General features: G+C 55.8%; 18 protein-coding genes. 4 read left to right on the top strand and 14 right to left on the bottom strand.

What is annotated here, in order from left to right; translation table 11 throughout:
• Nucleotides 1–32 precede the first annotated feature (32 nt).
• Entirely contained in the window at nt 33–875 is an 843-nt protein-coding gene (sseA, locus tag OK409_RS00440) for a 3-mercaptopyruvate sulfurtransferase (protein ID WP_010257579.1), read from the top strand.
• A gap of 40 nt (nt 876–915) precedes the next feature.
• Here sseA and sseB read toward each other — a convergent pair whose 3' ends face one another.
• The 5 genes from sseB to trmJ all read right to left on the bottom strand — a co-directional run bounded on the left by sseB (nt 916) and on the right by trmJ (nt 5,798).
• Complete coding sequence (gene sseB, locus OK409_RS00435; RefSeq protein ID WP_010257582.1) at nt 916–1,680, bottom strand: enhanced serine sensitivity protein SseB; 765 nt, start codon at nt 1,678–1,680, stop codon at nt 916–918.
• Nucleotides 1,681–1,726: 46 nt separating this feature from the next.
• Nucleotides 1,727–3,013, bottom strand: coding sequence for an aminopeptidase PepB (gene pepB, locus OK409_RS00430; RefSeq protein ID WP_264366636.1), 1,287 nt, complete (start codon nt 3,011–3,013; stop codon nt 1,727–1,729).
• A 161-nt stretch (nt 3,014–3,174) separates the two neighbouring features.
• Nucleotides 3,175–4,335: an IscS subfamily cysteine desulfurase gene (locus OK409_RS00425; protein ID WP_191922844.1), complete on the bottom strand. Its 1,161-nt coding sequence runs from the start codon at nt 4,333–4,335 to the stop codon at nt 3,175–3,177.
• A gap of 88 nt (nt 4,336–4,423) precedes the next feature.
• Nucleotides 4,424–4,921, bottom strand: coding sequence for a Fe-S cluster assembly transcriptional regulator IscR (gene iscR / locus OK409_RS00420; RefSeq protein ID WP_010257591.1), 498 nt, complete (start codon nt 4,919–4,921; stop codon nt 4,424–4,426).
• 130 nt (nt 4,922–5,051) lie between these two features.
• Nucleotides 5,052–5,798: a tRNA (cytosine(32)/uridine(32)-2'-O)-methyltransferase TrmJ gene (gene trmJ / locus OK409_RS00415; protein ID WP_264366635.1), complete on the bottom strand. Its 747-nt coding sequence runs from the start codon at nt 5,796–5,798 to the stop codon at nt 5,052–5,054.
• A 132-nt stretch (nt 5,799–5,930) separates the two neighbouring features.
• Here trmJ and suhB point away from each other — a divergent pair, with 132 nt between their 5' ends.
• Nucleotides 5,931–6,734, top strand: coding sequence for an inositol-1-monophosphatase (suhB, locus tag OK409_RS00410; protein ID WP_008926709.1), 804 nt, complete (start codon nt 5,931–5,933; stop codon nt 6,732–6,734).
• Between the two features lie 63 nt (nt 6,735–6,797).
• Here the strand turns inward: suhB and OK409_RS00405 are convergent, their stop codons facing one another.
• The 3 genes from OK409_RS00405 to OK409_RS00395 form a co-directional block, all read right to left on the bottom strand.
• On the bottom strand, nt 6,798–7,811 hold the full coding sequence (locus tag OK409_RS00405; RefSeq protein ID WP_010257601.1) for a TIGR04086 family membrane protein: 1,014 nt from the start codon (nt 7,809–7,811) through the stop codon (nt 6,798–6,800).
• Nucleotides 7,812–8,015: 204 nt separating this feature from the next.
• Complete coding sequence (locus tag OK409_RS00400; protein ID WP_264366634.1) at nt 8,016–8,996, bottom strand: nickel/cobalt transporter; 981 nt, start codon at nt 8,994–8,996, stop codon at nt 8,016–8,018.
• On the bottom strand, nt 8,987–9,613 hold the full coding sequence (locus OK409_RS00395) for a DUF1007 family protein (protein WP_010257608.1): 627 nt from the start codon (nt 9,611–9,613) through the stop codon (nt 8,987–8,989). The genes OK409_RS00400 and OK409_RS00395 overlap by 10 nt, the downstream gene beginning before the upstream one ends.
• Nucleotides 9,614–9,768: 155 nt before the next feature.
• Between OK409_RS00395 and csiE the strand changes: the two genes are divergently transcribed.
• Entirely contained in the window at nt 9,769–11,037 is a 1,269-nt protein-coding gene (gene csiE, locus OK409_RS00390; RefSeq protein WP_045139747.1) for a stationary phase inducible protein CsiE, read from the top strand.
• On the opposite strand, the gene OK409_RS00385 is transcribed toward csiE, so the two are convergent.
• Nucleotides 11,019–12,167 carry a 3-phenylpropionate MFS transporter gene (locus OK409_RS00385; protein ID WP_033772425.1) on the bottom strand — a complete coding sequence of 383 codons (1,149 nt, stop codon included), beginning with the start codon at nt 12,165–12,167 and terminating at the stop codon, nt 11,019–11,021. The genes csiE and OK409_RS00385 overlap by 19 nt on opposite strands.
• A gap of 441 nt (nt 12,168–12,608) precedes the next feature.
• Nucleotides 12,609–13,862, bottom strand: a complete 1,254-nt coding sequence (gene glyA, locus OK409_RS00380; protein ID WP_264366633.1) for a serine hydroxymethyltransferase — start codon at nt 13,860–13,862, stop codon at nt 12,609–12,611.
• A gap of 327 nt (nt 13,863–14,189) precedes the next feature.
• Here glyA and hmpA point away from each other — a divergent pair, with 327 nt between their 5' ends.
• Nucleotides 14,190–15,374 (top strand): NO-inducible flavohemoprotein, encoded by a 1,185-nt coding sequence (hmpA, locus tag OK409_RS00375; protein ID WP_187508211.1) that lies wholly within the window; start codon nt 14,190–14,192, stop codon nt 15,372–15,374.
• A gap of 55 nt (nt 15,375–15,429) precedes the next feature.
• Here the strand turns inward: hmpA and glnB are convergent, their stop codons facing one another.
• The 4 genes from glnB to OK409_RS00355 all read right to left on the bottom strand — a co-directional run bounded on the left by glnB (nt 15,430) and on the right by OK409_RS00355 (nt 19,386).
• Nucleotides 15,430–15,768: a nitrogen regulatory protein P-II gene (gene glnB / locus OK409_RS00370; RefSeq protein WP_003848647.1), complete on the bottom strand. Its 339-nt coding sequence runs from the start codon at nt 15,766–15,768 to the stop codon at nt 15,430–15,432.
• Between the two features lie 184 nt (nt 15,769–15,952).
• Nucleotides 15,953–17,287 carry a two-component system response regulator GlrR gene (gene glrR / locus OK409_RS00365; RefSeq protein WP_010257627.1) on the bottom strand — a complete coding sequence of 445 codons (1,335 nt, stop codon included), beginning with the start codon at nt 17,285–17,287 and terminating at the stop codon, nt 15,953–15,955.
• Nucleotides 17,287–17,955, bottom strand: coding sequence for a two-component system QseEF-associated lipoprotein QseG (gene qseG / locus OK409_RS00360; protein WP_187495930.1), 669 nt, complete (start codon nt 17,953–17,955; stop codon nt 17,287–17,289). The genes glrR and qseG overlap by 1 nt, the downstream gene beginning before the upstream one ends.
• Nucleotides 17,956–17,958: 3 nt before the next feature.
• Nucleotides 17,959–19,386, bottom strand: a complete 1,428-nt coding sequence (locus tag OK409_RS00355) for a sensor histidine kinase (RefSeq protein WP_191916869.1) — start codon at nt 19,384–19,386, stop codon at nt 17,959–17,961.
• Between the last annotated feature and the right edge of the window lie 54 nt (nt 19,387–19,440).

Below are 19,440 nucleotides of genomic sequence, written 5' to 3'. Positions count from 1 at the left end.
CTGGTATGACAGATTGCTGAGATGAGGTTATTATGACGACGCCACTGTTTGTGTCCGCCGACTGGTTACAAGAGCACTACAACGATGAGCGGCTTCAGGTGCTGGATGCACGGTTGTTGCCACCCGGGATGGAAGCGGTTCGCGATATCCAGGCCGAATATCTGGCGGGTCATTTACCCGACGCCCCTTACTTCGATATTGAAGCGCTTTCCGATCACACCAGCCCTTACCCCCATATGCTGCCCCGCGCCGAAAGTTTTGCCGTCGCGATGCGTGAACTGGGTGTCAGCAGTGATAAGCACCTAGTGGTGTATGACGAGGGTAATCTCTTTTCTGCGCCACGCGCCTGGTGGATGCTGAAAACCTTTGGTGTGGCTCAGGTGTCGATTCTGGCCGGGGGCTTGCAGGGCTGGAAAGAAGCCGGTTTTGCGCTGGCAACCGGCGAAGTGAATCTGCCGGAAGGTGAGTTTGAGGCCCACGCAGATGAAAGCCGGGTGAAGCGCCTGACGGACGTACTGCTGATCAGCCATGAAGGCGGCGCACAGATTATTGATGCGCGTCCTGCCAATCGCTTTAACGCCGAAGTGGATGAACCACGTCCCGGATTGCATCGTGGCCATATTCCCAACAGCCTGAACGTGCCGTGGAACAGCCTGGTTGAACAGGGAAAACTCAAGCCGGAGGCGGAACTTCAGACGCTGTTTGCCGATGCGGGCGTCGATATTACCCAACCGGTGGTCGCCAGCTGTGGCTCAGGCGTGACGGCGGTGGTGGTGATTCTGGCGCTGACGGCGCTGGGCGCACGGGATGTCACGCTGTATGACGGATCCTGGGGCGAATGGGGCAGTCGCGACGACTTACCTATCGCGAAATAAAAAACAGGCGGCCCATGAGCCGCCTGTTTACTTTGTTGTCTCAGATAATCCGCTCACTTCCCTTGAAGTCGCGCAGGAAACTGCCCCAGCGACGCTCATAGAATGGCGTGATATGGGCGGTAAAGAAGTGGCTGATGCCGCGATCGTTCAGCGTCACCTCACAGATATCAACCGGCGCATCGTCCGGCAGCGTATCGGTTGCCACGCTGCCCGCCGCCTGAATGATCGTCTCAATATTGCTGTCCGCTTCAATGCCAATCAGCAGATTGGGCGCTTCGTCAGCCCGCTCACGGATACTGGCGATAAACGCGCGACGCACCTGCTTATGCTTGCTGAAGAGCTGAGTCAGTGAGTCGATCATCTGCGCAGGGGGTTCAGCCACCTCAGACAGCAATAGTGACTGTCCGCCTTCCAGAACGGTTTGCTGACTTAGAGCACTGCCCTCTTCAGCCAGCAGATGGGTGATCTCGGCCGCAGTAAACTCTTTACCGGAAGGCAGTTTGGGATTGAGAAACAGCGTCTCGCCACGTGTAATCTCAAACAGCGTCCGTACCGGCAGACGCAGCCAGGACTGCTCACCGCTCACCGCTTCACTCATCGCCTCTTCTGACGTGAAAAAAGGAATGATGCTGCTGCCATCCTCTTTTTCCCAGTGCTGCAGATCAACGGGCGTGCTGGCATCAAGCTGTTGCGTGGTGCTTTCACCTGGCACCCAGGCATCAGATTCCAGCAGCAGCTGAAAAAACTCGGGCCGATGGGCAGGCTCAGTGGCCGCCAGCTTCAGCACCTCTTCAAGACGATTCATAGTTTCCCTCTGAACAGCGGCGGCATCAGCCACCGCTGAGATCGGCTTATTTCAGTAACAGATTGGCGAGGGTACGCACGCCAAGACCTGTTGCACCCGCCGCCCACTGGTCAACTGCGCCTTTGCGATAGGTCGCGGAGCAGTCGATGTGCAGCCAGCCCTGCTGATAGTTACTGACGAAGTGTGACAGGAACGCTGCCGCGCTACTGGCACCCGCCGCATGTGACGGGCTGGCGATATTATTGAGATCGGCGAAGTTAGACGGCAGATGGCTGCGATGGAATTCGGCCAGCGGCAGACGCCAGAAAGGTTCGTTCTCACTCACCGCGCTGCCCATCAGCGACTGTGCCATCACATCATCAAAGGTAAACAGCGCATGGTAATCGTTGCCCAGCGCCGTCTTGGCCGCACCGGTCAGCGTCGCAGCATCGATGATCATCGTCGGGTTCTGCTCGCTGGCGTCGATTAAACCGTCGGCCAAGACCAGACGCCCTTCCGCATCGGTGTTCATCACTTCCACCGATTTACCGTTGCGATAGCGAATAATGTCGCCCAGTTTAAAGGCATTGCTGCTGACCATGTTATCGGCACAGCAGAGGTAGAGTTTGACGCGCTTGTTAAGACCGCGCGAAATCGCCATGGCCAGCGCGCCGGTGACGGTCGCCGCGCCGCCCATGTCAGATTTCATTGAGTCCATGAAGCTGCTCTGCTTCAGGCTGTAGCCACCGGTATCAAAGGTGATGCCTTTACCGACCAGACAGGCGTAGACCGGGGCATCGTCGTCGCCGGTCGGGTTGTAATCGAGTGCCAGAAATACCGGCGGACGATTTGAACCGCGTCCAACAGTGTGCAGGCCCATATACCCCTGTACCCGCAGATCGTCGCCTTTGGTGATGCGATAGCTGACGGCGCTTCCGCCCACTTCACTGATCAGATCGACTGCATTGTGCGCCAGCTGTTCCGGCCCCAGATCTTCCGCGGGCAGGTTAATAACGTTGCGAACCCAGTCGATAATTTTCAGACGGCGATCAAACTCCGCCTGCTCATGTTCGCCCAGCGCCGGCCACTCAACCTGACGCTGGCCTTTCGGACCACGGAAGCCCTGCCAGAATGCCCAGCACTGCTCAAGGTGCCAGCCTTCGCCGGTCAGCGCCACATGGCGGATCCCCTGGCTGTCGATTTTGTGAGCCGCACGCTGAATGATATTCAGCGCATCCGCGCCGGTCAGATGCAGTATCATGCCGCTGTCGTTGCTGCTGAGAATCGCTTTTTCGCCCCAGCGCGCATCGGCGGGCTGGCTGCTAAGCGTAATATTCATGGGTTGTGTGGTCATCGAAAAGCTCCATAATCGTTATCTGTTTCATCCAGCCTGATTGTTATAACGGCTTTAATAAGATGTTAAATATAATTCGCAGAGAGACCTGATAACAGATTCCGTCAGGTGTTGCCAGCGAAGTGCAAATATAGGCGCAATTTCCGGACTATGACCGGATATCAGGATTTCATTAAGGCCCGCAGACGGGTCACTGATTTCTGCACCAGGGCAATGGCGTAGTCGATCTCTTCCTCGGTAGTGAAGCGTCCCAGCGAGAAGCGCAGCGAACTGTGCGCCAGCTCTTCACTCAGGCCCAGCGCCCGCAATACATAGGAAGGCTCCAGGCTGGCGGAGGTGCAGGCCGATCCGGAAGAGAGCGCCAGATCTTTCAGCGCCATGATCAGTGATTCACCCTCAACGTCAGCAAAACTGAGGTTAAGAATGTTCGGTGCGCTCTGATGCAGATCGCCATTGAGGGTGACGCCGGGCAGTGTGCTGATGCCCTGCCACAGACGATCGCGCAGAGTCTGCAGGCGCGCCATCTCGGTTTCGCGCTCTTCTGCTGCGATACGATACGCCTCGCCCATGCCGACAATCTGATGCACCGGCAATGTCCCGGATCGCATACCGCGTTCATGTCCGCCGCCGTGGATCTGCGCAGCAATCTGCACACGCGGTTTACGCCGGACATAGAGTGCGCCGATGCCTTTCGGGCCATAGAGTTTGTGGGCAGAAAAGGACATCAAATCAACCGGTAACTGGCTGAGATCGATAGGCAGCTTGCCGACGCTCTGGGTCGCATCCACATGAAACAGAATCTCACGTTCGCGGCAGAGTTCGCCAAAGGCGGCGATATCCTGAATCACTCCGGTTTCATTATTCACGTGCATCAGGGTGACTAAAATCGTGTCGTCGCGCAGCGCCGCACGCAGCTGGTCAGGCGAGATAATGCCGTTAGCGGCCGGGGTGAGATAAGTGACAGCAAAGCCTTCACGTTCAAGCTGCTGGCAGCTATCAAGCACCGCTTTATGTTCTGTCTGGCTGGTGATGATATGTTTGCCGCGCGCCTGATGGGCGTGAGCTGCACCTTTAATCGCGAGGTTATCGGATTCGGTGGCGCCAGAGGTAAAGATGATTTCACGCGGATCGGCATTGACCAGTTCGGCGATCTGATTACGCGCAACATCAACCGCTTCTTCAGACTGCCAGCCAAAACGGTGCGATCGCGAGGCCGGATTACCGAACGTGCCATCCAGCGTCAGAAACTGCATCATTTTGCTGGCCACACGCGGATCGGCCGGCGTGGTGGCGGCGTAATCCAGGTAAATCGGTAATTTCATTGCGCTACAGCTCCGTATAAAAAATCATACGTCTTTATAGCAGATTCGGCCCTGACCGCGTTAGCAGTAAGGGCCGCAACAGCGGGGATTACGAGGCGCGTTGGTTGACGTTAATTTCCTGCGTGCGCGGGCTCTGGAAGCGACGATTATCAATCGCATTCTGACGATCGGCTACATCCAGGATCTCCTGATTATTCACCAGCTCAGCCAGTGTAATATTGTTCAGGAAGTCACTGATACGCACGCTCAGATCGCGCCACAGCACGTGAGTCAGGCAACGCTCGCCGCCCTGGCAGCCTTCTTTACCCTGACATTTGGTGGCATCAACAGACTCATCAACGGCGGTGATCACTTCACCGACAGAGATGGTATTAGACGCTTTGCCCAACAGATAACCGCCGCCCGGACCACGTACGCTGGACACCAGCTCATTTTTACGCAATCGGGAGAATAACTGCTCCAGATAGGAGAGCGAAATGCCCTGACGCTCTGAAATATCAGCCAGCGGGACCGGGCCTTCATGGGAGTGAAGGGCAACGTCCAGCATTGCAGTAACGGCATAACGTCCTTTGGATGTCAGTCTCATAGCGTACGACCTCAATAGCGTCCGGTTATCGGAGGATTAGCAACAGATGCTCTGAAGTCTGCCATTCCCGAGTAAATTGGTCAACTATTTAACCTGGTAAATTAGTCAGGTATTTAACCTGGTAATTCACTCAACTATTATCTGCTTCTTTTTTATCGTTTTTTCGCTTTTCAAACGACGAAAGCATGCCGCGCAGGATGTTCAGTTCATCGCGTTCCGGGCGGGCGCGGGTGTAAAGACGACGCAGTTTGCTCATCACCTGGCCAGGATTGGCTTCACGGATAAAGCCGCTGTTCAGCATCATCTGTTCCATATGCTGATAGAAGCGCTCCAGATCATCCACCAGCGGATAAGGTGACTCTTCATACTGTGGTGGTGGGCTGGCCTGCGCCTGTAACCATGCCATGCGCACTTCATAGGCGATAATCTGTACGGCCATCGCCAGGTTCAGCGAGCTGTATTCCGGGTTTGCCTGAATCGCGACGTGATAGTGGCACTTCTGCAACTCGTCATTGGTCAGGCCGACACGTTCACGACCAAATACCAGCGCAACCGGTGCCTGCTGGCCCTCTTCCACGCTTTTCACGCCACATTCGCGCGCATCCAGCATCGGCCAGGGCAGCGAGCGGGAGCGTGCACTGGTGCCGACCACCAGACTGCATCCGGCAATGGCCTCATCCAGCGAGTCGACAATTTTTGCGTCGCCGATAACGTCGCTGGCACCGGCCGCGAGTGAGATAGCCTGTGAGTCAGGCTTGACCAGCGGGTTAACCAGATAGAGGTTGGTTAAGCCCATGGTTTTCATGGCGCGCGCAACGGAGCCCATGTTACCGGTGTGAGAAGTCTCGACCAGCACGATACGAATATTTTGCAACATGATTAGGGATACTCAGAAACGGGTCAGTAAAATCAGTAGAGAGAATATTAACATAAAGCAGGACATTTACCGAACACGCTGCTATACTCCGCGCCGTTTTCCCCGTTCTTTAACATCCAGCGAGAGATACCGATGCATCCAATGCTCAACATTGCCGTGCGCGCAGCGCGCAAGGCCGGAAATTTAATTGCCAAATATTATGAAACCCCGGACGCCGTCGAAGCCAGCCAGAAAGGCAGCAACGACTTCGTAACGAATGTTGACCGCGAAGCAGAACGCCTGATTATCGAAATTATTCGTAAATCTTACCCGAAACATACCATCATCACTGAAGAAAGCGGTGAACTGGCGGGCGAAGATCAGGATGTTCAATGGGTTATCGATCCGCTGGATGGCACCTCAAACTTCATCAAACGTTTACCCCACTTTGCTGTTTCTATCGCTGTGCGCATTAAAGGCCGCACTGAAGTCGCCGTCGTTTACGATCCAATGCGCAATGAACTCTTCACCTCTTCACGCGGTCAGGGCGCTCAGCTGAATGGCTATCGTCTGCGTGGCAGCACGGCACGCGATCTGGATGGCACCGTTCTGGCGACCGGCTTCCCGTTCAAAATGAAGCAGCACGCGCCGGCTTACATGAATATCATGACCAAACTCTTTACCCAGTGTGCTGACTTCCGCCGCACCGGTTCTGCTGCGCTGGATCTGGCCTATGTGGCTGCCGGTCGCGTAGATGGCTATTTTGAGATTGGCCTGAAGCCGTGGGATTTTGCGGCGGGTGAACTGCTGGTCCGTGAAGCGGGCGGTCTGGTGACTGATTTCACCGGCAACCACGGCTATCTGCTGTCAGGTAACCTGGTCGCGGGTAACCCACGTGTGGTGAAATCGATGCTGTCGAACATGCGTGATGAGCTGAGCGAAGCGTTAAAACGCTAAGTCTCAGTACAGAAAAAGGCGGCTTCTCAGCCGCCTTTTTTATTGCCTGTTACTCAGTGATGATTAACGACGTTCGTGTGACAGCACCTGACGAGGCTGAGTACGACGACCTACCATACCCATCACACCTGCCAGCACCGCTTCGATGATCAGCAGAATCAGGGCATACCAGCTCGCTTTCGCAGTCGCGGCAGCGGCTTTTTCACCAGCTTCACGCGCTTTCTGTTCAGCCTGCTGTTTCAGTTCCTGATACTTCTGAACGGCCTGCTGATAGCTCTGTTCAGTTTTGGCCACGATCTGATCCACTTCCTGATCGCTTTTGCCGGTGCGCGCTTTGATAATATTTTTCAGCGCATCACGATCGGCTGCCTGCAGGGTATCGGAATGACGATCCATCACCCCTTTTAACCAGTTAGCCAGATCAGTATCCGCTGTCTGTGGATGGTTTGCGGTGTTGTTAGCCTGGTTTTCAGCATTCTGCGCTTCTTTATTTGCATCCTGCTTTAAGTTCTCTGGCTGTAATTCCGGTTTCCCGGTCTGGCGTAAAGTCGTTTCCAGTTCGTTCTGCAGGTTATCTAAATTAATATTACTCTCCTGCAGTTTGTCTTTTGCCATTTGGGTAACGGATGGCGCAGCGGCGGAAATACCACTACCCAGCGCCTGGAAGCCTGAGCCCACAATATTCATCGCGCCGCCTAATACACTGGTCGCCAGCGCAATAGCCAGGTAAATAGTGAAAATTGTGCTAAGGCCAAACATCAGTAAACCGTGCAGTGCGCCTTCGCGCTGAGCCAGTCGGCCTGCAACATAACTACCTGCAGCCATCGCGACCAGCATTTCAATGGCAGTCCAGACCAGCGCGCCTGTGCCCAGGCCGTCGAGTGGATTCTGTTCTTTCATCGGATCAATGGTGGTGGCACCAATGGCGGTTCCCAGCAGCGTCAGAATAATGTGAACGATCAATGCACAAATGACACCGGCAAACACGGCGCTCCAGGAAATACGTTTTAACGGCAATCCAGCCGGCCCGGTCGCCAGCGTTTCGGTATAGCCATTATTAATACGGGTATCAGCCATGAAATATACTCCTCGCAATAAACAGAAAGCGGTCTTGATCTTTTATCATCCCGACGGCGGAATGCCGTTTTGGTATTATCAGCGTAGACAGGGAATAGTCATTTCACCACTAAACCAGCCAGAGAAAAAAATAAAGAGATGAATTCAGAGATAATTAACGAAGAGAAGAGCGCAGCGGCAATTTTATTTCCGCTGCGCTTTTATTCAGAAAGGTCGAATTCCGCCACCCAGCGTCATCTGCGCTGACTGCCATAGCGCGATACCCGCTACGATTAAAATCAGGCTGCCGGTTAAGGCCAGCGCGGGGATCAGCAGTCGCGTCATGCCTGCGGTAACGCCAGGCTGTGCCAGCCGTTGTGCCACCGTGCGCGCCTGCTGAACCAGCAGGCCAATCGCCGAAATGGTCAGTGCCGTGCCCAGCGCCATCACCGCAGCAGAGATCACCCCCCAGCCATAGACCCCAATCACTTTGGCAAACAGCAGCATCATAATCGCGCCGGAACAGGGACGTAATCCCATCGACACCACCACCAGCAGCTGGGTTTTCACGCTGAGATTGCCGCTCATCTGCTGCGGTGTCGGAAGATGTGCGTGTCCGCATCCGCACTGATCGTCATGCTGATGGTGAGGTTTGAAGGTGCGAAATACCGGGGCCGGACGCGGACGCAATGTCCGCCACAGCGAACGCAGCGCCCGATAACCGATCATCACACCCAGCCCGATCACCAGCAGATAACTGCCCTTCTCCAGCCAGAAACTGCTGAGATGCAGCTGTCGCGATGACGTTTTCAGCAGCACCAGCATCACCGTCACCAGGGCAATCGCCACCGAACCCTGCAGCAGTGAGGCGAGCAGCGTCAGCCTGATACTGGTTTTCACTCTGGTGGGATGGGTTGCCAGAAAGGTCGCGATCACCACTTTGCCATGGCCCGGCCCCAGCGCGTGCAGTACGCCATACAGCAGGCTGAATATCACCAACGAAATGCCTGCCTGGTGGGGCTGCTCCGCAACCTGCTGTAGCAACTGAGTCATCTGCCGATGCAGATCTTTTTGCCACAGTATGCTCTGCATCAGAATCTGCGGCCAGTAGAGCCAGACCAGCAATGCGCTGCTCAGCAGCACGCCCGCCATCAGCCACAGCGGCCAGAGGCGGGAAGCCCGTAACGGTGTGGAGATTACTGACATGTCAGTATCACCGTCTGGGCAAACTGGCGGCCTAAATCCATCTCCTCTGCAGGCGCGTCGGCTTTATCCAGCGACAGCGCATACTGCTTCAGTGAATCATTGGGCTTTGGCGTGTTCAGCGCGAACTTGCAGCGCGCCTGCAGCGCCGTCGGCAGCGTTAACGCACCGGGATTGTCATAGAACATATCGACGAAATAGGTGGGATCAAAAGTCAGGATCTCAAAGCGCTGCCCGGTCAGCTTCGGGGGTTCCGCCAGCGGCAGAATAAATTCCAGCACCGCTTTATGGCCGTTACGTGACAGGTTGTATTCGGTTGGCAGATTCAAAAACTTTACCCGCTGTTGGTTGTGCCAGATTTCAGAAAAGTAGTGCTGGCCCAGCACGTTCGCCATCACGCCTGCCGCCAGCTTCTTCCACACCACGCTGCCTGGTTTCGCCTCGCCCGCGTCATAAAGCAGATCGGCGGAGGTAATCTCATCCATGGTCCAGGTCATCTTTAATCCCGTAAAGGTGTCATCCTGCGCCACCAGTTCGGTTTTCATATCGATGAAGCTGTGAGGATGTGCCATTACAGCCGGACTTAAGACCATCAAGAGGGCAAAGAGTGTGCGTTTCATAATGTTATAAAGTAACGTTCCCGATGAAAAGAATCTATAAGTAACAAAATTTTGTGACCCGCCTTAAACCTCCGGCAAATAAACCGCGTAAACCGCGCAGGCGCTGACGGGGTTGACTATTCTTAGCTCAAAATAGCCTGCTGGAAACCTGATTGATGAGTTCTGCTACCCCTTTGGCACCACTCTTCACCCGCTCACAGCGTCAGTGCCATCTTTTATTGCTGCTGTTTCTGCCGACACCCGTGCTTACGCTTGAAAAAGTCTGCCAGCTGAATGGCGTCGATCCTGCCGTTGCCCGACAGGATATCGCGGATGTGGGCCTTGAGATACAGCGATATCACCAGCTGGAATTGCATCAGATGGTGGATGGCAGCTTTCGTCTTCATGGCACAGAGTTGGATCGGCGCCTCTGTCTGCTGCACAACCTGCGACGCAGTTTGCGTTTATCGCAGGATTTCGTCTGCGATCATTTTGCAGCTCCCCTGCGTCAGCGCCTGAAGGTGATGAAGATTGAGAAGGCGCTGTGGGATGAGACCAATTTACAGGCGCTGATCCAGCACTGTAGCCTGCGTCTGAAGCGCGATTTCAGCGAACGTGACCGGCTTTTTCTGCAGATTTTCATGAAGTATGGATTGTGCCAGCGCCAGCCGGTGCTGTTCAGTGAGGCGCAGTGTCACTGGCTGCAGCAGAAGGCTGAGCGGCAGGCCGCCGAGGATGTGATTCACCACTGGCGCAAACGCTGCCACCTTGCGCCGCCCGTCAGTGAAACCGACTTCTGGACACTGCTGTTCAGCCAGATACATACGCCTGTCGTGGATGCGATTGCACATCCAGCTGAGCAGCAGTTAATGGCTGCGACCCAACAGTTGATTAATGACTTTGAACGGTGTGCCGACATTACTTTTGCTGATCGCGACGAGCTGCTTAACCAGCTCTATCCTCATCTGGCGCAGGCGCTGGATCGCACCCACTTCACTATCGGCATCGACAACAGCGTGGCGCTGGATGTCAGCCGCCTCTATCCCCGCCTGTTGCGTACCACTCAGCAGGCGCTGCATGCGTTTGAGCAGCAATACGGGATTGCGTTCAGCCCGGAAGAGGTGAGCTTAATTACCGTTATTTTTGGTGCCTGGCTGATGCAGGAGAATGCGTTGCAGGAGAAGCAGGTGCTGATTCTGACGGGTGACGATACCGATCTGGAGCAGGATGTGGAGCAGCAGATCCGGGAGATCACGCTGCTGCCGATCAATATTACCTATCAGGACGTGAAACAGTTTCAGCGGGATGGCGCACCGCGGGATGTGGACATCATCATTTCGCCCTACCCCACCTCGCTGCCACTCTTCTCTCCGCCGCTGGTGCATGCGGAACTGCCGCTGACGTTACACCATCAGCAGCGGATTCGTTATTTACTGGAGTCGTAGCCGGGACGCAGAAATAGCGCGGGCAGTGCCACCAGTGCCATCACCCAGAACAGATGCCCCTGCAGATGAGCGAACAGGACGCCGCAGATCATGGTCATTATCGCAATGCCACCCCCCATCGCCAACGCGGAATAGAGCGACTGCAGACGGATCACTTCCGCTCCCTGACGCGCCGCAATAAAACGCATCGCCGCCAGATGACAGACGGTGAAGCTGCCACAGTGGAGGATTTGCGCCACAATCAGCAGCGGCAGCGCGGTAGTGGCCCCCATCAGACTCCAGCGGATCAACGCACAAATGCCCGAAAGCAGCAGCAGATCGCGCGCGCTCCAGCGGCGGAACAACCGGTTGCTCAAAGCAAACACGACGATCTCGGCCACCACGCCCAGCGACCAGAGATAACCCACCGTGGAGGCGGAATAGCCACTCTCCTGCCACCAGATAGCACTGAAGCCGTAATAGGCGGCGTGCGCACCCTGCAGCAGTGTTACGCAGAGCATAAATCGCCATACCGCATTCTCACGCAGCAATTCACGCCACACCTGCCAGCCGCCGCCCGCCGCGCCCTGCCGTTCATTACCCTGTGGCTGGGTGGCGGGTGACAGCATCATGCCTGCCAGCATAGAGATGACGCCGACGGAAAGCAGCAGCAGAATGGCGTTTGAAGAGTAAGCACTGACCAGCACGCCGGTTAAAGCCGAGCTGATCACAAAGGCCAGCGAACCCCACAGCCTGACCGGCCCATACGCCAGCCCTATCTGCTGTGTCCAGGTGGCGGCCAGCGCATCGCTAAGCGGGACCAGCGGCGAGAAAAAGAGGTTAAAACCGATCATGACCGTCAGCAGCCACATCCACTGCTCACCCACCCAGAAACCGGCAGCGAACAGACAGGTCATCAGCGCCAGCAGACGCAGCGCCGTAATCAACCGTGAAGGATTTTTGACCTGAGAGGCGATAAGCAGACTGCCGACAAAGCGTGCCACCATGCCACAGCCGAGCAGCAGGCCAATCTTTTCAGCATCGAGACCGGTGCCTTTCAGCCACACGCCCCAGAATGGCAGATAGATGCCGTAACAGAAGAAGTAAGTGAAGTAGCCCAATCCGAGCCATCTGGCGGAGCCGATTGCCATATTCCCTCCAGCAAGAGTGCTGCCTGGCAGCATGAGTGGGCGCTACTCTGGCAGAGCGCCGCAGGACAGGCAATAAAAAAGGATGGCTGATGCCATCCTTTCAGAACACTAACCAATCCAAATCAGAGCGCCTCTTGCCGCTACATCTGAATTTCACGCGCAGAAAACACGGTCAGAGGAGGAAAGCGTCCCGCGCCACGGACAAAAACGCCGGGAGCGTTTTTGAACAATGCAAAGCGTTGGCCCGGTTACGGGCGCACCTCAGGGATGAGGTGCGTAGTCGCGCGGGCCGAGCGGCCAGGGATTGGCTTTAGCGACTTTCCGATCTGACCGTGTTTCCTGAGCAACTCCGGTATCACAGCTAACACGCACTCGTTTTTTAACTATAAAAAAGGATGGCTGATGCCATCCTTTGTATGCTGTCTCACAACAGGTTAACGATTAAGCGTAGACCGGCAGACGGCTGCAGATTTCCAGCACTTTCTTTTTGGTGCGCTCAATGGTCGCTTCGTCATTGACGTTATCCAGCACATCCGCGATCCAGCCAGCCAGCTCACGCACGTCCGCTTCATTGAAGCCACGACGGGTAACAGCTGGCGTACCGATACGGATACCGGAAGTCACAAACGGGCTTTTCGGATCGTTAGGCACGCTGTTTTTGTTAACCGTGATGTTGGCACGGCCCAATGCCGCATCCGCTTCTTTACCGGTCAGGTTTTTGCTCACCAGATCGATCAGGAACAGATGGTTATACGTGCCGCCAGAAACGATGTCATAGCCACGCTCAATAAGCACCTCAACCATCGCTTTGGCGTTTTTTGCCACCTGCTGCTGGTAGGTTTTGAATTCCGGCTCCATCGCCTCTTTGAACGCAACCGCTTTACCAGCGATAACGTGCATCAGAGGACCACCCTGACCGCCAGGGAAGACAGCAGAGTTCAGTTTCTTATAGAAATCTTCGTCGCCGTTTTTCGCCAGAATGATACCACCGCGCGGACCCGCCAGCGTTTTGTGAGTGGTAGAGGTCACGATGTGCGCATGCGGGATCGGACTTGGATAAACGTCTGCAGCAATCAGGCCGGCAACGTGTGCCATGTCCACAAACAGCCATGCACCTACGCTATCCGCGATTACGCGCATTTTCGCCCAGTCGCAAACGCCGGAGTAAGCTGAGAATCCGCCAACGATCATTTTTGGCTTGTGGGTTTTCGCCAGTTCAGCCAGCTCGTCGTAGTCAATTTTACCGGTCTCATCGATACCGTAAGCCACGACGTTATAGAGTTTGCCCGACAGGTTAACCGGTGAGCCGTGAGTCAGGTGTCCACCGTGCGCCAGGTTCATCCCCAGAATAGTATCGCCCGGCTGCAGCAGCGCGGTGTAAACCGCAAAGTTAGCCTGTGAACCTGAGTGTGGCTGCACGTTAGCGTAATCGGCACCAAACAGTTCTTTTGCGCGATCGATCGCCAGCTGCTCAACGATATCAACGTACTCACAGCCGCCGTAGTAGCGTTTGCCCGGATAGCCTTCAGCGTATTTATTGGTGAGCTGAGAACCTTGTGCCTGCATAACACGCGGGCTGGTGTAGTTTTCAGAAGCAATCAGTTCAATGTGCTCTTCCTGACGCACTGTCTCCTGCTCCATCGCCTGCCACAACTCGGCATCGTAATCGGCAATGTTCATATCACGCTTTAACATCCGGATCTCCTGACTCAGCTAACTTTCTGACGGTATTTACCCCCCTTCAGGGGCGAAGGCCCACAGTGTAAACCGTTTTAACAGGTGAAGGTAGGGTGAACCTCCTCTTTTTACGCAAACGATTGGCTGGCTACTGGCAGGGCTTTTTTACACCTTTTCACCCTGTTCACACGCCACGATTTTTCTTCAGGATGTGACGGCGGTTTCTCAGGATGCACCAAAAAGTTGCCACTTTGACAACCGGGAAATTTATCGGGTTATTTACACCACAGGCGAGACGGCTATAAGATGTATTTAAAATACAACTTTAAATGAGAGGCCGCTTTTATGCTTGATGCACACACTATCGCCACGGTTAAATCGACCCTGCCTGCTATCGCCGCCTGTGGTCCTGCGCTTACCGCACACTTCTATGACCGCATGCTGTCGCACCATCCGGAACTCAAAAATGTTTTCAATATGAACAACCAGCGCAATGGCGATCAGCGTGAAGCGCTGTTCAACGCCATTTGCGCCTATGGTGCGAATCTGGAGAACCTGGCCGTGCTGCTGCCTGCGGTGGAAAAGATTGCGCAGAAACATACCAGCCTGAATATTCAGCCTGCGCAATATGCCATCGTCGGTGAAAATCTGCTGGCAACCATTAAAGAGCTGCTGAATCCGGGTGAAGAGGCGCTGGCAGCCTGGGGCCGGGCCTATGGCGTACTGGCGGATGTGTTCATTAATCGCGAAGAGGAAATTTATCAGGCGACGGAGCAGCAAACGGGTGGCTGGCGCGGCACTCGTGCGTTTCGCATCAGTGCTATTGAGCAGCAGAGCGAGGTGATTAAAAGCTTTACCTTCAGTCCGGTAGATGGCGGCCCGGTAGCGGCCTTTAAACCGGGTCAGTATCTGACGGTGCATCTGCAGCCCGCCAGTTTCGAACATCACCAGATTCGTCAGTACTCGCTTACTCACCTCAGTAATGGCAAAGATTATCGGATTGCGGTGAAACGTGAAGCGCAGGGCACCGTCTCCGGCTGGCTGCATCAGAATGGCAAAGTGGGTGATGAGCTGATGCTGGCCGCACCGCATGGCGACTTCTTCCTTGAGGTCGATGCTGCAACCCCGGTGGCGCTGATTTCCGCGGGCGTGGGTCAGACGCCGATGCTGGCCATGCTGCATGCCCTGGCGGCCCGCCAGCACCGCGCGCCGGTCAGCTGGCTGCACGCAGCAGAGAACGGCAAACAGCATGCATTTGGCCCGGAAGTGATGGCTACGGGCGCGCAGCTCACCGATTTCGTCAGTCAGGTCTGGTATCGCGATCCCGCCGCTGAAGATGCCGGTCGCTATGACGCGCAGGGTCTGATGGATATCACCGCGATCTCCGCACGTCTCGCCTCACCCGACACCCACTTCTACCTCTGCGGTCCGCTGCCCTTTATGCAGCATGTGGTGGCGCAACTGCGCGATGCCAGCGTGGCAGATACACGCATTCATTACGAACTTTTTGGCCCGCACAAAGGGATGTAATTGAGCAATAAAAAAAGCCCGCAGCGCGGGCTTTTTTATGCTGATAAAGAGACAATCAGATCGCCTCTTCATCCTCTTCGCCAGTACGGATGCGCACCACGCGCGCCACGTCGAAGACAAAGATTTTACCGTCACCGATTTTGCCGGTCTGCGCAGTGCGCATAATGGTCTCGACGCAGGTATCAACGATATCGTCGCCCACCACCATCTCGATTTTCACTTTAGGTAAAAAGTCGACCATATACTCTGCGCCGCGGTAAAGCTCGGTGTGCCCTTTCTGGCGGCCAAAACCTTTTACTTCACTCACGGTCATCCCGGTGATGCCGACTTCCGCTAAGGCTTCACGGACATCATCGAGTTTGAATGGTTTGATAATCGCATCAATCTTTTTCATGTCAGACCCTTTTTCACTCCCTCCATGGTCAGAGGGTTTATCAAGTATAAATGTTGCTGGCGCTGTCGGGCGGTAATATCCGGGATTCTTCAGGTTGCCGCAAGCGCTGCCAGATTATGCTGACCGCACCCATTCTGATTCGGGCCTGAGCAGGCAACCTGCCGGTATCACTCCGCAGCCTCCGCTACTCTTTGAAATCACTGGCATCCAGCTCATGACGAGACAGCAGCTTATAGAACTCCGTGCGGTTGCGTCCAGCCAGACGTGCGGCATTGGTCACATTGCCTTTAGTCATCTGCAACAGCTTACGCAGATAGTTCAGCTCAAACTGATTGCGCGCCTCAGCAAAGGTCGGCAAAGCGCTGTTCTCACCGCTCAACGCCTGCTCCACCAGCGCATCGCTGATCACCGGCGATGAACTCAGCGCCACACACTGCTCAATCACGTTAACCAGCTGACGCACGTTGCCCGGCCAGCTGGCCGCCATCAACCGCTTCATCGCATCAACGGAAAAACTGCGGATCTGCGGTTTATGCCGTTCCGCCGCCTGACGCAGCAGATGATTAGCCAGCAGCGGAATATCTTCAGTGCGCTGATGCAGCGCCGGAATCTTCAGGTTCACCACATTAAGACGATAGAAGAGATCCTCACGAAACTCCTTTTTCTCCATCGCCTTCGGCAGATCGCGATGCGTGGCTGAAATAATGCGCACGTCGATCTCAATATCATGATCGCTGCCCAGCGGCCTGACCTTACGCTCCTGCAATACCCGCAGCAACTTAACCTGTAGCGGTTGCGGCATATCGCCAATCTCATCCAGGAACAGCGTCCCGCCACCTGCAGTTTTAAACAGACCATCACGGGCACTGACTGCGCCGGTAAAGGCCCCTTTGGCATGCCCGAACAGCTCTGACTCCAGTAACTGCTCCGGCAGTGCGCCGCAGTTAATGGCGACAAAGGGCTTGCCGTTTCGCGGGCTGGCGGCGTGAATCGCCTGTGCCAGCATCTCTTTACCGGTACCGCTCTGCCCGTTAATCAGCACGCTGACGTCCGACTGCGCCACCATATGTGCCTGCTCCAGCAGCCGCAACATCAGCGGGCTGCGGGTGACGATCGCTTCCCGCCAGCGGTCATCGCTCACCGGCGCCTGCTGAGCCAGTGCTTCATCAATCGCTTTGTAAAGTGCATCTTTATCCACCGGCTTGGTCAGGAAGCTGAAGACGCCCTGCTGCGTGGCGGAAACTGCGTCCGGGATTGAGCCGTGCGCCGTCAGGATAATCACTGGCAGACCGGTGTGGCGTTTCTGGATCTCGCCAAACAGCGCCAGACCATCCATCTCATCCATCCGCAGATCGCTGATCACCAGCTCGATTTTTTCTTTCTGCAGCAGACGCAACGCTTCGGGGCCGCTGGCCGCGGTGGTGACCTGATACCCTTCGCTGCGAAGACGCATGCCCAGCAGCTTTAGCAGGCTGGGATCGTCATCCACCAGCAGCAGTTTTGCCGCTTGTCTGACCATTATTGCTCCTCATCCTGCGGCAGCGCAGTGCCATGGCCGCTGTCAGACACATCCGGGGCTTTCCGCGATGAAAGCTGGCGCTCAATATCAGTAAGTCGCTCCAGCTTATGCTGCGTGTCGCTGAGCTGCAGCTGCTGTTTAACCATCTGCTGGCGTATCGCCTCCAGCTGGGTATCGCTGCTCTGTTGCAGATGAACATAACGGGTGCGCGCTTCACTCAGGTCGAGCTGCGCGGCCTGATTACTGCGCCACAACTGGAGCAGCGGACGCACAGACTGCGGGAAATCGCTGCTGTAGCGATCCAGGGTTTCAACATAGCGACGACGCTCCACTGGCGTCACGTTGCCGTTCGACATCAGCACGCCCTGCTTGAAGGCGCGCGACCAGCTCTCAACCGGCCAGCGGTGAGCTTCGGCTCGGGCCTCGGCGGGGGAAAGGCGTTCAGCACAATCGATCGCCCGCATCCAGTAGAGAGGATTACTCAGTGCCGCACTATTCTCTATCGTCCACAGGTCACTGCAGCGGGTCGCCAGGTAATCAGCCACGCTGACCTCGGGTTCCGCTACCTGATGGCCTGACGGCAGGGATGAGGTGGCCGGGGAGGTCGTACATCCGCTGAGCAGCAGCGTGGTCAGTGTGCTCAACAGCAAAGCGGGTAAATATTTCATCAGTCAGACATTCCCGGCTGTGGTGTTCAGTTCAATTCGAAAACAGACGTCAGCCTGCTCGCAGGAGACCAGCGTCAGGTCGCCATGCATCCGGCGCAGGCAATCTTTGGCAATACTCAATCCCAGCCCGCTGCCTTTTACCGGCCCTTTGCGCTGCTGGCTACCCTGGAAGAAAGGTTCGAAAATCATTGCCTGCTCTTCCGGCGGGATCGGCGTACCGCTGTTCGCGACCTCAATCCAGACCCGATCGCCCTGCTGCTGACTGCGCAGCCAGATGGTACCGGATTCGCTGCCGTAGTTCACGGCGTTCGAATAGAGATTATCGATGACCCGCATCAGTAACATCGGTTCGGCAAGGCAATGACTGACCGCCAGATCGACAACCGTCTGCATGAGTTTGGCGCGCGCCGAGAGTGCGTGTGCATTCACCACCCCCTCCACAATTTCCGCTACGCTGACCGGTTCCAGCTGGATCGGGCCATCTGCCAGTTTGCGGTTGTAATCAAGCAGCTGTTCAATCAGCCGCTGCAGATGACGGCTGCTGCCGTCGAGGATAGTGACCACCTCTTTTTGATCGGCGTTCAGCGACCCGGCTACCTCGTCCGCCAGCAGTTCGGTGCCTTCACGCAGGCTGGCCAGCGGCGTTTTCAGTTCGTGAGAAAGATGGCGCAGGAATTCATGGCGCTGCGATTCCAGCCACTGAAGCCGTTCGCTGAGCCAGACGATGCGCTGTCCCAGCGAGCGTAACTCGCGCGGGCCGCGAAATGTCACGCTGTTACCCAGTTCCCGGCCTTCGCCAAGCCGGTTGATCATCCGCTCAATGCGCTTGACTGGCCCGATAATCATGCCGGTAAACAGCGTCATCAACGCCAGACTGATGATAAACAGAATCAGCGCCTGCCAGCCAAAAAACTGGCCGCGATCGGCAATTTCGCGCTGCAGCTGAAGGCCGCGCGAAAACACCACTTCGCGCGTGTCCTGCACCATCTGCGCATTGGTGGCAGAAAAACGATCCAGCGCCTCTGCGGCAGGCGTAACCGGATTGCCGTTATCGCACTTTAACGGTGTCAGCAGCGGCAACGTCGCCTGTAAAGTCTGGAATGCGGGCAGCTCGGGCAGGCTGGCGCTGTGCGAACTCAGCATCTGGCTGTAGCGGGTGTGCTGGGTCTGATAAAGGCGCGCCAGCGAGGCATCATCCAGCACGCAGTACTGGCGATAGCTGCGCTCCAGCTCCACCGCCGTTCGCGCCATCGCCTCACTTCTGCGAACGTCGGTGAAGGTATTGCGGTTGGTATCCGCCGCCTGTTCACTTAATGCAGAGAGACTTTCCCACGCCTGCCAGGCCAGCACCAGCAACGGCAGCAGCACCAGTACAAATGCCATCAGCACCAGCTGACGCAGAGAACGGGGAAATAAACGCCATTTTTTCACGCAGCCGCTTCCTTAAGATTTGCTGTCTGGATGCTAACGGACTCTGTCAGCGGA

The organism is Pantoea sp. RG18, assembly GCF_025910075.1.
In the GTDB taxonomy this organism is placed as follows: domain Bacteria; phylum Pseudomonadota; class Gammaproteobacteria; order Enterobacterales; family Enterobacteriaceae; genus Pantoea; species Pantoea agglomerans.
Note: the sequence above shows the minus strand (reverse complement) of the source record. Positions and strands in the feature narration are given on the sequence as shown.